Source organism: Pseudomonas sp. Arb-4-2C (assembly GCF_055755015.1).
This window is the reverse complement of record NZ_CM146899.1, coordinates 4,267,459-4,280,416: the sequence shown is the minus strand read 5'-3', so window position 1 is coordinate 4,280,416 and position 12,958 is coordinate 4,267,459. Positions and strand designations below refer to the sequence as shown.

Below are 12,958 nucleotides of genomic sequence, written 5' to 3'. Positions count from 1 at the left end.
GCCAGGAGACACCCCCAATGTTTGGCATGTCCCACGACACGTTCCTGCTGCTCGATGCAGTGGTCACGGTAATCGGGCTGATTGTCCTGATTACCAAATTCAAGATTCACCCCTTCATCTCCCTGACCATTGCGGCCGCGTTCCTTGGCCTGACGTCCGGCATGCCGATCGGCACCATCATCAAGGCGTTCCAGGACGGCTTCGGTGGCGTGCTCGGTTTCGTCGGCATCATCCTCGCGCTGGGCACCATGCTCGGCAAAATGATGGCCGAATCCGGTGGTGCCGATCAGATCGCCCAGACCCTGATCCGCGCCTTCGGCAAGGACAAGGTGCAGTGGGCGATGATGTTCGCGGCGTTCCTGGTGGGCATTCCGCTGTTCTTCGAAATCGGCTTCGTGCTGCTGATTCCGCTGGTGTTCATCGTTGCCCGTCGCACCGGTGTGTCGATCATCAAGATCGGCATCCCGCTGCTCGCCGGCCTGTCCGCCGTACACGGTCTGGTGCCACCGCACCCGGGGCCGCTGCTGGCGATCGGCGTGTTCGGCGCCGACATCGGCAAGACCATCCTCTACGGTCTGATCGTTGCGCTGCCGACCGCCATCATTGCCGGTCCGATCTTCGGTACTTTCATCGCCAAGCACATCCCCGGTCACCCGAATCAGGAACTGGTCGATCAATTGGCCCGTGAAACCGATTCGACCAAACTGCCGAGCTTCAGCATCACCCTGATCACCGTTCTGCTGCCGGTGTTCCTGATGCTGCTGAAAACCTTCGCTGACGTGGCGCTGCCGGACGGTCACTTCTTCCGCACGTGGATGGACATGATCGGTCACCCGATCTCGGCACTGCTGCTGGCGTTGCTGCTGTCGCTGTACACCTTCGGGCACAAGCAGGGCATTGGTTCGCAACAGATCCTCAAGTGGCTGGACGCAAGCCTGGCACCGACGGCCGCGATTATCCTGATCATCGGCGCCGGTGGTGGCTTCAAGCAGATGCTGGTGACCAGCGGTGTGGGTGACGTGATCGGCCACATGGCGGTCAGCGCACAGATCTCGCCAATCCTGCTGGCGTGGCTGGTGGCGGCGGTGATTCGTATCGCCACCGGTTCGGCGACGGTGGCGACCATCACGGGCGCAGGCATTGTGGTGCCGGTGGTGGGGATGATCCCGGGCGTCAACCGTGAGCTGCTGGTGCTGGCCACCGGTGCCGGTTCGCTGATTCTGTCGCACGTCAACGATGCCGGTTTCTGGCTGGTGAAGCAGTACTTCAACATGACCGTGGCCGAGACGTTCAAGACCTGGACGGCGATGGAAACCATCCTCTCGGTGGTTGCGTTGGGCTTTATCCTGCTGTTGTCGCTGTTCGTCTAAACAGCTTCCTGCAGACACAAAAAAACCGCAGCGATGCGGTTTTTTTGTGGGCGAAATCTCAAGGCCAGACACATTCCCTTGTAGGAGTGAGCCTGCTCGCGATAGCGGTCAGCCAGTGCCGCTTATGGTAACTGACACACCGCAATCGCGAGCAGGCTCACTCCTACAGGTTTTGCGTTAGTTGCCAGTCTTTGCGACTAATCCATCCGCCCGGAACATCCCGCGAATCCCGCGCACGGCCTGACGAATCCGGTCCTGGTTTTCGATCAGCGCGAAGCGCACATGGTCATCACCATACTCACCAAAACCAACCCCCGGCGAGACGCAGACCTTGGCCTCGGCCAGCAGTTTCTTGGCGAATTCCAGCGAACCGAGATGCGCGTAGGCCTCGGGAATCTTCGCCCAGACATACATCGACGCCTTCGGGTTCTCGACCATCCAGCCCAGCTCATGCAGGCCTTTGACCAGCACGTTACGGCGCTGGCGATACTGATCGGCGATGTCGCGCACGCATTGCTGATCGCCTTCCAGCGCGGCAATCGCCGCCACTTGCAGCGGGGTGAACGTGCCGTAGTCGTGGTAGCTCTTGATCCGCGCCAGGGCGTTGACCAGCTCCGGGTTACCGACCATGAATCCGATGCGCCAGCCGGCCATGTTGTAGCTCTTGGACAGGGTGAAAAACTCCACCGCGATGTCCTTGGCGCCCGGCACCTGCATGATCGACGGGGCTTTCCAGCCGTCGTAGACGATGTCGGCGTAAGCCAGATCGTGAATCACCAGTACGTCGTACTGCTTGGCGAGGGCGATCACCCGCTCGAAGAAATCCAGTTCCACGCACTGCGCAGTCGGGTTCGACGGGAAGCCGAGGATCATCATTTTCGGTTTCGGAATCGAGCCGCGGATCGCCCGTTCCAACTCATCGAAGAAGTCCACGCCTGGCACCAGCGGCACAGAACGCACCTGGGCGCCGGCAATCACCGCGCCGTAGATGTGAATCGGGTAGCTGGGGTTCGGCACCAATACGGTGTCGCCCTGATCCAGAGTCGCCAGCATCAAATGCGCCAGGCCTTCCTTGGAGCCGATGGTGACAATGGCTTCGCTTTCCGGGTCGATGTCGACCGCGTAGCGTTCCTTGTACCAGTTGGAAATCGCCCGGCGCAGGCGTGGAATGCCCTTGGACGTGGAGTAACCGTGGGTGTCTTCGCGCTGGGCGACCTGGACGAGTTTTTCGACAATGTGCGGCGGCGTGGCCCCGTCGGGGTTGCCCATGCTCAAGTCGATGATGTCTTCACCACGACGCCGCGCGGCCATCTTCAGCTCGGCGGTGATGTTGAAAACGTAAGGGGGGAGTCGATCAATGCGCGCAAAGCGGCGCGGCGAACCTTGTTCAGCCATTGTTGCCTCGGATAACGTAAGCGCCCGGAACCGTCCGAGCGACGCTGGTCACTGCGGTGACCTGTGGCGGAAGATAAGGGCAGCGATGGCCGACTGTCCAGCGTGCATGACAATAATTTTTCCCAAGGAAATGCTTAATGGAATTCACCAGCGGCTTCTTGCTGAGCCTCTCGCTGTGCCTGGATATCGGCGTGGCCAACATCGCGATGATCACCCTGGCAATGCAGCGCGGTTACTTTCAGGGCTTTGCTCTGGGCCTCGGTACCTGCGTCGGTGACTTGATCTATGCAGTGCTGGCACTGGCCGGGATGACCGTGCTGCTGCAGTACGAAAGCGTGCGCTGGGTGCTGTGGATTGGTGGTTCGGCGCTGCTGGTCTACTTCGCGGCGAAGATGATTTACTCGGCGATCCATCACGAGGCGCAACTGGCCGCGACCGCTGAGGTGGGGCAGAACTCGCATCGCAAGGAGTTCTTTCGCGGGATCTTCCTTGCCATGTCCTCGCCGAGCGCGATTCTGTGGTTTGCCGCGGTCGGCGGCACGTTGATCGCCCGTTCCGGTGGCGGTGGCCCGCTGAGTTCGGCGCTGTTTCTCGGTGGTTTTCTCTGCGCCGGGCTGCTGTGGTCAGCCGGTCTGTGCTTTGCCGCGAGCCATGGCGGCAAGTTGCTGGGCGACAAGCTTTTGCGCTATTCCTATATGGCATCTGCAGCGATCTTCTGCTATTTCGCGGTGTACGTGATCGTTTCTGGTTATAACGAGTTTATTGGCTCCGCTGCCGTCGAGCAGTTGCACGCGCTATAACAGTGCGAAACGGATGGGGCTTTCTATACTCACCAGCCGAGCCCCCATTTTTGTTCCAGGAGTCGAGTCATGGATGAGCAAAAACGCGTCGAAGTGGCTGAACCTCGCTTCGAACATGGACACTTCCTGCTGATTGCAGGATTTCGTGGTCGATTTACCCAGGACACTGCCAAGGACATCCCCGCGCTGTGGGAAAAGTTCTTGCCGCACCTGGGAAAGATACAGGGACAAAAAAACGAAGTGACCTACGGGGTGTGCAGTAATTTCGACGGCAAGGGCGGCTTCGATTACATCGCCGGGGTGGAAATCAGCAAGCTCGATGACCTGGACCAGAAGGTCTACCAGTGGGTTGAAGTGCTGCCGCGCCAGTACGCGGTGTTCGAGCACAAGGGCCCGCTCGAACAATTGCCGCAGACTCTGCAGTACATCTACAAGACCTGGCTGCCGGCTTCCCACTACGTGGAACTCAATGCCCCGGAGCTGGAACGCTACAGCGCCGATTTCAATCCGAAGCAGCGCACCGGCAAGCTGGAAATCTGCGTCCCCGTCGACAGTAAATCCTGAGCCGACAACGATGAGGCGGATCACTGATCCGCCTCATGTTGCTCAACCGCGTTTACCCTTGCCCACCCGTCGCGCCCGCAACAGGTCGATGCCCAAGGTGATAAAGCCGAACGTACTGATGCCCAATACCATCAACAGGCCGATTTCAACGCTGCTCATAAACGGTTTTCCCCAAGGGTGATCAGAGACACACCGCAGAAATATCCCGTCGCCCGTGCGAAGAAAAGCGCTTATACGCAGGCTTTACGCTGCCCGCGCGGATCGATATGAACACCTTATTCCTTTATGCTTTCGGCACTTTCTTCTGCTGATTTTCGAGCCGCCATGAACACCGTCATCCGCAACGTCACCGCCGCCGACCTGGATCGCTGCTACGCCATCGAAACCGTTGCCTACGAAGGCGATGAGGCCGCCACCCGAGAAAAGATCGCCACGCGCATCGCCACCTGGCCGGACGGCTTTATCGTGGCCGAGGTGGACGGTGTGGTCGCCGGTTTCGTCAATTCGGGCGCGGCGTTTGACGTGCAGATGTCGGACGAGGCGTTCAAAGAATTGGTCGGCCATGATCCGAAAGGCCCCAATGTGGTGATCATGTCGGTGGTGGTGCACCCGGATTATCAGGGGCAGGGCCTGGCCAAACGCCTGATGGCCGAGTTCATCGAGCGCATGCGCGGGCTGGACAAGGCGACGATTCATCTGATGTGCAAGGAACAGCACATCCCGCTCTATGCCGGTTTCGGCTTTGCCTACATCAAACCCTCGGAGTCCGACCACGGCGGGATGGCGTGGCACGAGATGATCCTCACCCTCTGAACTTCCCCGGTGGGAGCGGGCTTGCTCGCGAATGCGGTGTATCAGTCAGCATTGATGTGTCCTGACACTCCGCATTCGCGAGCAAGCCCGCTCCCACAGGTGGATCGTCGTTGGTGAGCGGCTGTACTGGCAGAGGATTCCCCCGGATGACTCAGAAAAACAGGCCCATGCGCCGCTCGTAACCGATCCGCCCCTTGTACGCTTCGCCGCTGTCGACGAAACCGTGTTTGGCGTACAGCGCGATCGCCGCTTCGTTATCGGCGTCCACCGACAGCTCCAGGCCCTTGATCTGCGGCCACGCCTGACGCGCGGCTTCGGGCAGCGCCTGCAGGCAGGCCTTGCCGTAACCTTTGCCTTGTGCCCGGTGATCGACCTGCAAAGCGTGCAGGGTGGCGCTGTGTTCATCGGCCCAGGCCGGCAACACCGGCGGGCGCTTGAGCAGCAGGAATGCCACCGGCACCTGATCGGCCAGCAGCGCGAAACCCTTCACGCCGGGGCCGGGTTTGGACAGCAGCGTATGCAACGCGCCGTGGATATCGCCGGAAAACTTGATTTGCTCGGGATGGATCTCAATCGCCTCGACTTGCTGGCGCTGCAAGGCGTTCAGGCTGTCGTACGGCACGAGTTGGGCTGACACGGGAATTTCCTTTTTCCTACAAAGATGAGTCTGGATTCTATCGATTTTGTCTTTGCCGGAAATTTTTTGTTTTGCCTGTCGATCTGCTCGACAGCTGAACGACTAAGGGTGTCTTCACAACAAAAAAACGGAGAACACCATGAGCGCACAATCTGCAATCCAGACCCTGATCAACACCTACCGCGAAGCGGTCATGACCAAGAACGTCGAGAAAGTCATGGCGTTGTACGCCGACGACATCGTCTCTTTCGATGCGATCAAGGCCCTGCAATTCAAGGGCAAAGTGGCGTACCGCGCACACTGGGAAGCCTGCATGGAGATGTGTTCCGGCCCGCACATTTTCGAGTTCCACGAGATCGCCATCGAAACCGCCGACAACCTCGCCTTCGCTCATTGGGTGACGCATTGCGGCGGCACCAACGACAAGGGCGAAACCCAGAGCTGCTGGATGCGCGCCACTGCGTGCTATCGGCAGGTCGGCGGCACGTGGAAAATCGTCCACGAGCACTGGTCGGCCCCGTTCGATCCGATGAGCGGCGCGACGCTGTTCGATGTACAGCCCTGATCTTCAGCCATAGTTGATCCGATCGAATCAGGAGAAAACCATGAAGTATCTATGCTTGGTCTACAGCGATGAGCGCCTGCTGCATAGCTCGCCCGACAGCCCGGAAGACGCCGAGTGCTGGGCCTACGCCGAGTCGATTCAGGGCAGCGGGCGGATGGTCGCGGCGCAGGCGCTGGAGTCGGTGCAGACCGCCACCACGGTGCGCATGCGCAACGGCAAGTTGTCGATCACCGATGGCCCGTTTGCTGAAACCAAGGAGCAGTTGGCCGGGTTCTACCTGATCGATGCCAAGGATCTCAACGAAGCGATTCAGGTCGCCGGCAACATTCCGGCGGCCCGGGTCGGCAGCGTTGAAGTGCGCCCGGTGCGGCAGCTGAATGTCTGAAGTTCGGGCGCGGGTCGAGCAGGTCTATCGCGAAGACTCGCGGCGGATACTTGCGACGCTGATTCGCCTGCTCGGTGATTTCGACCTCGCCGAAGAGGCGTTGCACGAGGCGTTCTTCGTCGCGGTCGAGCGCTGGCAGCGCGACGGCGTGCCCGACAACCCGCGCACCTGGCTGGTGTCCACCGGGCGCTTCAAGGCGATTGATGTGTTGCGGCGGCGGGCACGCTTCAAGGCCTCGCAGCCGCTGTTGCTGGCGCAACTCGAAGAGCTGGAACAGGCCGACTGGAGTGGCGAAGACGTGGAAGACGACCGCTTGCGGCTGATCTTCACCTGCTGTCACCCGGCATTGGCGGCAGATGCGCAAGTACCGCTGACCCTGCGTGAAGTCTGCGACCTGACCACTGAGGAAATCGCCCGGGCTTTTCTTTCGGCACCGGCGGCGATTGCCCAGCGCATCGTGCGGGCGAAAGCGAAGATTCGTGACGCGAAAATCCCCTATCAAGTACCGAGCCTGAACGAATTGCCCGAACGCCTCGACAGTGTGTTGCGGGTGATTTATCTGGTGTTCAACGAGGGTTATTCGGCGTCGGTCGGCGCTGAGTTGACCCGCGAGGATCTGACGCGTGAAGCGATCCGGCTGGGGCGGTTGTTGATGGAGTTGCTGCCGGAACCGGAGGTAATCGGGTTGCTGGCGCTGATGCTGTTGCACGAATCGAGACGGCCAGCGCGGACTTCGCCCAGTGGTGAACTGGTGCTGCTGGACGATCAGGATCGTACGCAGTGGGATGTCGAGCTGATTGCCGAAGGCTGTGCGCTGGTGGAGCGCGCGCTCACCACACGGCGGTTCGGGCCGTATTGCCTGCAAGCGGCGATTGCCGCGGTGCATGCCGAAGCGCCGTCAGCGGCGCAAACGGATTGGCAGCAGATCGTCGGGCTGTACGACGTGCTGCTGCGGGCGGTGCCGTCGCCGGTGATTGAGTTGAATCGCGCGGTGGCGGTGGCCAAGCGCGATGGCGCGTTGGCCGGGTTGATACTGATCGAGGGGATTCTGGATCGCGGCGAGTTGCAGGATTACCACCTGGCGCATTCGGCGCGGGCGGAATTCTCTCGGCAGTTAGGGCGGGTGGAACAGGCGAGGGCGGCGTATCGGCGCGCGTTGGAGCTGACACGGCAGGAGCCGGAGCGGCGGTTTATCGAGGCGCGATTAGCGGCGTTGGGCTGATCCGAGAGAATCGGTGGCAGTGTCGGCCTCTTCGCGAGCAAGCCCGCTCCCACAGTGACCGCTGCAGAACCTGTGGGAGCGGGCTTGCTCGCGAAGAGGCCCGTTCAGCCAACCTCAAATCATCAGGCCTGTTGCCGGGTCGCTGCCAAAACGATCTCTCGAATGCACACGCCCTGCGGCTGCTCATACGCATAAGCAATCGCCGTCGCCACGTCCTCGGCGCTCAACACCGTGCCGCCCATCTCCTGTTTCCACGCCTGATACCCGGTCTTGATCGCTTCATCGGTGGTGTGACTCAACAACTCGGTCTCCACCGCACCCGGGGCAATGGTGGTCACGCGCACGTTGTGCGGCGCCAGTTCTTCACGCAGATTTTCCGACAAGCCGTGCACCGCGAACTTGGTGCCGACGTACGCCACGTGGTTGGGAAAGGTCTTGCGTCCGGCCACCGAGCTGACGTTGATGATGGTGCCGTGCTTGCGCTCGACCATGCCGGCAACGACGGCGTGCACACCGTTGAGCAGGCCTTTGACGTTGACGTCGAGCATCTGCTCCCACTGCGCCGGATCCTGCTCGCTCATCGCGCCCAGCAGCATCACGCCGGCGTTATTGATCAGCGCATCGGCCGGGCCGAATCGGGCTTCGGCTTCGGCAACTGCCGCGAGCAACGCTGCACGATCAGTGATGTTGACCTGACGGCTGAGGCTGTTCGGCAGCTCCAGTGCTTGAAGGCGTTCAACCCGGCGTGCCAGCAGTAACAGTGGATGGCCGGCAGCGCTCAAACGGCGGGCGGCGGCTTCGCCAATGCCCGAACTGGCTCCGGTGATGATGATCAATGGCTTGCCCATGGTTGAACTCCTGAAATAAGAAAATCAAATGACTGAATGCTGGGCGCAGTATATTTAGCCTGTCAGCGGCTGAAAAATGCCTTATTCCTCTGTCTGTTATCGGAATCATCTATGGATATCCGTCATCTCAAAGCCTTCCTCGCGGTGTTCGAGGAACGCAACATCACTGCGGCAGCGCAACGCCTGTTCATCAGCCAACCGACGCTGTCGGTGACGATCAAACAGCTTGAAGAAACGCTGGGTGTGAGCCTGTTCGTGCGCCAGCCGCGCGGTGTCGAGGTCAGTCAAGAGGCGCGGCTGCTGTACCCGCAGGCGCGGCGCATGGTGGCTGAGTCCGAAGCGCTGAGCCGGATGTTTCGCGGCGGCGAAAACCGCGTGGCGCTGTCCTTGGGCATCGAAGGCGACATCGCCGCCAGCCATATCGAAGCCTTCGTGCGCATGGCTCATCAGGCCTTGCCCAATCTGCTGTTGACGCTGGAGGAGGGCTGTCACGGTGACGGTCGCCTGGCGGTTGAGGAAATGTGCTGCGAGGACGAACTGTTCCTGGCGCTGTGGGAGGAACCCTATGTGATGGCGCTGCCGCTGGCGCATCCGATGGCGGCAGCGCAGGCGGGCTGGGCGCCGATTGAGGACTGGATCACCTGCCCGCAACATCCGTCGCATCAGCGTTTGATGGCGTTGTATGGGCGTTCGCCGGCAGCGGTGGCGGGGTATGCCGGGTCGTTACAGCAGGCGTTGCATATGGTCGCGGCGGGCGTGGGGGTGGCGATGTTGCCGCAGTCGCTGGTGACCGGGCATGCACGAGTGGTGGTGCGCACGTTGCACTTGCCGGCACCGACTCGTCGGGTCGGATTGTGCTATGCGGCGCAGGCGCTGGAGTTGCCGGCGATGCGCGGGCTGCAGGCGTATTTTCAGGAGAATCGGCCAGTGGAGATCGCGGCGGTCTGATTGGCCGCCTTCGCGAGCAGGCTCGCTCCCACAGGGTTTGGTGAACGACGCAGATCCAATGTGGGAGCGAGCCTGCTCGCGAAGAGGCGCACCGCTATTCCAGCATCTTGCTCAGCAACCAGCTCCCCGCCGGCCCTGGCGGGTAAATCCGCGACCACAACGCATCGACATACACCGGCCGCGGCCAGCCGCGCACCGTCAATTCCACCAGCGTATCGTTGCCGAAACGTCCCACCAGCCAGCGTGGCAGCGCCGCCCAGCCGAAACCCATTTCCGCCATTTCCATCAGCATCAGGTAACTCGGCGCCGACCACACGCGGCCCTTTGCACGACTGTCGTACGGATTGACGATGGTCGCCAGGCGCAATTCCCGATGCTGCTCCAGCACTGGCTGGTCGACATGTTCGACGCCGGTCAGCACATGATCACGTTTGACGAACAGCGCGATGTCGGTGCGTTCGGCGACCGTCGAAGTCACCAGATCCGGTGGATAGCTGTCGCGCATTTCGGCGAAGGCCAGGTGCGCGCGGCCACGCTGGACCAGTTCGATCAGGTCGTCGCACTCGGCGATCAGACATTCCAGTTCCAGGTCCGGATGACGCTGCTCGAAGTCGACCAGTGCCGCTTCGAAGCGCGCCGATTGGTAGGTATCGGAAATCGCCACGGTGAGCTTCGGTTCGACGCCTTGGCTCAGCTGCCGGGCGGTCATTTCCAGACGACTGGTGGCCGCCAGAATCGCCTCGGCCCGTTGCAGCATCACGTGGCCGGCCGGGGTCAGGGTCGGCTTGCGACTGCTGCGGTCGAACAGGATCAGGTCGAGGTCGATCTCCAGGCTGGCCACCGCCGCACTAATGGTTGACTGGCTGCGCCCCAGTTTGCGCGCCGCCGCCGAGAACGAACCCTGCGTCGCTGCTTGAACGAATGCCAGCAGCACTTCCTGCGAAGCCATGAACTATCGCCTTGATCGATGGTTATTGGTTATGAAGTATCGGTTCGAGAGTGGATCATGGCAACCATCTTCACTCAAGGAGTCAGGCGATGACTGCTAACAAATCCATTGTTGAACGTATTTTTCAGGCCATCGGTTTCGAGTTTCTGGCGATCCTTATTTGCACGCCGTTGCTGGCGTGGATCATGGACAAACCGCTGCTCGACATGGGCGCGGTGACGGTGTTGATCGCCATGCTGGCGCTGGCCTGGAACGTAGTGTTCAACGGTTTCTTCGACCGGACGCTCAAGCGCCTGAATATCGGCCATAACGCCTGGACGCGGGTGGTCCATGCGCTGCTGTTTGAAGGTGGGTTGATCGTGATGGGCGTACCACTGATTGCCTGGTGGCTGTCGGTCAGCCTGTGGCAGGCGTTCTTGCTCGACATCGGCGTGCTGCTGTTTTTCCTGCCGTACACCTACGTGTATCACTGGGGGTATGACGTGGTGCGTGCGCGGTTCATGACCCGCCACACCTGCCCGAACTGACCCATCCCTGTGGAGCTGCCGGCGGCAGCTCCACAGGATCGTTCAGAGGAACATTCCGCCGGACGCTTCAACCCGTTGACCATTGATCCACTGCGCCCCCGGCGACAGCAGCAACGACAGGGCTCCACCAATGTCATCCGGCTTGCCGGCACGGCCCAGCGCGGTGTTTTCGGCAACCATCGCATTCACAGCCGCATTGTCGCGCACGGTACCGCCGCCGAAGTCGGTTTCGATCGCACCTGGCGCCAAGGTATTCACGGTGATCTGCCGTGCGCCCAACTCTTTGGCCTGATAACGGGTCAGGACTTCAATCGCACCTTTCATCGCCGCATAAGCACTGGCGCCCGGGATGCTGAAACGCGCGAGCCCGCTGGAGATGTTGATGATCCGCCCGCCGTCGTTCATCAGCGGCAGCAGTTGCTGAGTGAGGAAGAACGGCCCTTTGAAGTGTACGTTCATCAGCATGTCGAATTGCTCAACGGTGGTCTCGGTGAAACTGGCATGCAGACCGAACCCGGCGTTGTTGACCAGAAAATCGAAATGCTCGCGCTCGAAGGTGTGTTGCAGCGCCTGTTCGACCTGCGTGCCGAACGCGGCGAAGGTTTCACTGCGGCCAACATCCAGTTGCAGCATCACGGCTTGGGCGCCGAGTTGTTCCAGTTCAACCACCAGTGCCTGCGCTTCGTCGGCACGGCTGTTGTAAGTGCCGATGATGTCTACGCCCTGAGCGGCGAGGTGCAGGGCGGCGTTCTTGCCCAAGCCACGGCTGGCGCCGGTGATCAATGCGATTTTGCGGTTCATGTGATGTCCTCGATGGGTGGTGAGTGGTGATGGAACGAAGTTTATTTATCCGCCCTGAGGTGATAAACAGAGCAAAACCGGAATCACTGGTCGGATCAGTCGAACAATCAGCGAGTGGCTCATGAACAAACTGGAATTGCTGCGCACCTTCGTCCGGGTCAGCGAGTTATCGAGTTTCACCCTCGCCGGGGAAAACCTCGGCCTGCCGCGCTCCACGGTGTCCGAGCATGTGCAGGCGCTGGAAACTCTGCTCGGCACACGCCTGCTGCAACGCACCACGCGCAAGGTGCAAGTGACGCAGGACGGCCTGGTGTTGTACGAACGCAGCAAGGATCTGCTTTCGCACATGGACGAAATAGAAGGCTTGTTTCGTCAGGATGAGGCGTCGCTGACCGGGCGCATTCGTGTCGACATGCCAAGCATTCTGTCGCGGCGGTTGATCATGCCGAGGATGCCCGAGTTCATGGATCGCCATCCCAACCTGGAGCTGGAGATCAGCAGCACCGACCGCCGCGTCGACCTGCTGAGCGAAGGCTTCGATTGCGTGGTGCGCATTGGCGCACAACCCGATCAAACGGTGGTGGCGCGACACTTGGGCGACCTGCCCATGATCAACTGCGCGAGTGCGGCTTATCTGGAGCGTTACGGTGTGCCGCAAACACTGGAAGACCTGGCGCAACATCGGCTGGTGCATTACGTCGGCGTACTGGGTTCGCGCTCGGAAGGGTTTGTGTATGAGCAGGACGGGCAGGTTCACCGATTGCCGATGGCCGGCAGCGTGACGGTCAACAGCACCGATGCTTACAAGTTGGCGTGCCTGGGCGGTTTTGGTCTGATTCAGGTGCCACGCACCGGGATGAATGCCGATCTGGACAGCGGCGAGATTGTCAGCGTGCTGCCGCAGTACACCGCGCCGGCGATGGGGATTTCGATCCTGTATGCGCGGCAACGGCACTTGCCACTGCGGGTGCGGGTGTTCATGGATTGGCTGGGCGATTTGATCCGTTCGGAGCTCTAAAATCCATGGAGATCCAGTGTGGGAGGTGGTGAAGTATCCGGGGCTGGCCGCTATCCGGGGTGGGAGTGGGCTTGCTCACGAAGAGGGCGTGTCAGGCAACACTGAGCTGACTGGTT

General features: G+C 60.8%; 15 protein-coding genes. 10 read left to right on the top strand and 5 right to left on the bottom strand.

Annotated features, from left to right (window positions below; translation table 11 throughout):
• Nucleotides 1-17: 17 nt before the first annotated feature.
• Nucleotides 18-1,370, top strand: a complete 1,353-nt coding sequence (locus AC0J41_RS19410; protein ID WP_025112855.1) for a GntP family permease — start codon at nucleotides 18-20, stop codon at nucleotides 1,368-1,370.
• A 177-nt stretch (nucleotides 1,371-1,547) separates the two neighbouring features.
• On the opposite strand, the gene alaC is transcribed toward AC0J41_RS19410, so the two are convergent.
• Nucleotides 1,548-2,765 carry an alanine transaminase gene (alaC, locus tag AC0J41_RS19405; RefSeq protein ID WP_473013350.1) on the bottom strand — a complete coding sequence of 406 codons (1,218 nt, stop codon included), beginning with the start codon at nucleotides 2,763-2,765 and terminating at the stop codon, nucleotides 1,548-1,550.
• Between the two features lie 137 nt (nucleotides 2,766-2,902).
• Here alaC and AC0J41_RS19400 point away from each other — a divergent pair, with 137 nt between their 5' ends.
• From AC0J41_RS19400 to AC0J41_RS19390, 3 genes are all read left to right on the top strand, one after another.
• A complete protein-coding gene (locus AC0J41_RS19400; RefSeq protein WP_025112857.1) occupies nucleotides 2,903-3,565 on the top strand; it encodes a LysE family translocator in 663 nt (220 codons plus the stop codon).
• 69 nt (nucleotides 3,566-3,634) lie between these two features.
• On the top strand, nucleotides 3,635-4,129 hold the full coding sequence (locus tag AC0J41_RS19395) for a GyrI-like domain-containing protein (RefSeq protein ID WP_025112858.1): 495 nt from the start codon (nucleotides 3,635-3,637) through the stop codon (nucleotides 4,127-4,129).
• Nucleotides 4,130-4,453: 324 nt separating this feature from the next.
• Nucleotides 4,454-4,942 carry a GNAT family N-acetyltransferase gene (locus AC0J41_RS19390; protein ID WP_473013349.1) on the top strand — a complete coding sequence of 163 codons (489 nt, stop codon included), beginning with the start codon at nucleotides 4,454-4,456 and terminating at the stop codon, nucleotides 4,940-4,942.
• Nucleotides 4,943-5,093: 151 nt separating this feature from the next.
• Here the strand turns inward: AC0J41_RS19390 and AC0J41_RS19385 are convergent, their stop codons facing one another.
• Nucleotides 5,094-5,579 (bottom strand): GNAT family N-acetyltransferase, encoded by a 486-nt coding sequence (locus tag AC0J41_RS19385; RefSeq protein ID WP_473013348.1) that lies wholly within the window; start codon nucleotides 5,577-5,579, stop codon nucleotides 5,094-5,096.
• Between the two features lie 139 nt (nucleotides 5,580-5,718).
• Here AC0J41_RS19385 and AC0J41_RS19380 point away from each other — a divergent pair, with 139 nt between their 5' ends.
• From AC0J41_RS19380 to AC0J41_RS19370, 3 genes are read left to right on the top strand one after another with little or no spacing between them, the layout of a single operon-like run.
• On the top strand, nucleotides 5,719-6,144 hold the full coding sequence (locus AC0J41_RS19380; RefSeq protein ID WP_473013347.1) for a YybH family protein: 426 nt from the start codon (nucleotides 5,719-5,721) through the stop codon (nucleotides 6,142-6,144).
• Between the two features lie 40 nt (nucleotides 6,145-6,184).
• Nucleotides 6,185-6,529 carry a YciI family protein gene (locus tag AC0J41_RS19375; protein ID WP_025112862.1) on the top strand — a complete coding sequence of 115 codons (345 nt, stop codon included), beginning with the start codon at nucleotides 6,185-6,187 and terminating at the stop codon, nucleotides 6,527-6,529.
• A complete protein-coding gene (locus tag AC0J41_RS19370; protein ID WP_025112863.1) occupies nucleotides 6,522-7,751 on the top strand; it encodes an RNA polymerase sigma factor in 1,230 nt (409 codons plus the stop codon). The genes AC0J41_RS19375 and AC0J41_RS19370 overlap by 8 nt, the downstream gene beginning before the upstream one ends.
• Before the next feature lie 122 nt (nucleotides 7,752-7,873).
• Here the strand turns inward: AC0J41_RS19370 and AC0J41_RS19365 are convergent, their stop codons facing one another.
• Nucleotides 7,874-8,599, bottom strand: a complete 726-nt coding sequence (locus tag AC0J41_RS19365; protein WP_473013346.1) for an SDR family oxidoreductase — start codon at nucleotides 8,597-8,599, stop codon at nucleotides 7,874-7,876.
• Between the two features lie 111 nt (nucleotides 8,600-8,710).
• Here AC0J41_RS19365 and AC0J41_RS19360 point away from each other — a divergent pair, with 111 nt between their 5' ends.
• Nucleotides 8,711-9,547, top strand: coding sequence for a LysR family transcriptional regulator (locus AC0J41_RS19360; RefSeq protein WP_473013345.1), 837 nt, complete (start codon nucleotides 8,711-8,713; stop codon nucleotides 9,545-9,547).
• A gap of 94 nt (nucleotides 9,548-9,641) precedes the next feature.
• Here the strand turns inward: AC0J41_RS19360 and AC0J41_RS19355 are convergent, their stop codons facing one another.
• Nucleotides 9,642-10,496 carry a LysR family transcriptional regulator gene (locus tag AC0J41_RS19355; protein ID WP_473013344.1) on the bottom strand — a complete coding sequence of 285 codons (855 nt, stop codon included), beginning with the start codon at nucleotides 10,494-10,496 and terminating at the stop codon, nucleotides 9,642-9,644.
• 89 nt (nucleotides 10,497-10,585) lie between these two features.
• Here AC0J41_RS19355 and AC0J41_RS19350 point away from each other — a divergent pair, with 89 nt between their 5' ends.
• The gene (locus AC0J41_RS19350) at nucleotides 10,586-11,023 is read left to right on the top strand and encodes a multidrug/biocide efflux PACE transporter (RefSeq protein WP_025112867.1); all 438 of its coding nucleotides are present in this window, start codon (nucleotides 10,586-10,588) and stop codon (nucleotides 11,021-11,023) included.
• A gap of 42 nt (nucleotides 11,024-11,065) precedes the next feature.
• Here the strand turns inward: AC0J41_RS19350 and AC0J41_RS19345 are convergent, their stop codons facing one another.
• Nucleotides 11,066-11,824, bottom strand: a complete 759-nt coding sequence (locus AC0J41_RS19345) for an SDR family NAD(P)-dependent oxidoreductase (protein ID WP_473013343.1) — start codon at nucleotides 11,822-11,824, stop codon at nucleotides 11,066-11,068.
• Between the two features lie 121 nt (nucleotides 11,825-11,945).
• Here AC0J41_RS19345 and AC0J41_RS19340 point away from each other — a divergent pair, with 121 nt between their 5' ends.
• Nucleotides 11,946-12,842 (top strand): LysR family transcriptional regulator, encoded by an 897-nt coding sequence (locus AC0J41_RS19340; protein WP_025112869.1) that lies wholly within the window; start codon nucleotides 11,946-11,948, stop codon nucleotides 12,840-12,842.
• The last annotated feature ends 116 nt before the right edge of the window (nucleotides 12,843-12,958 follow it).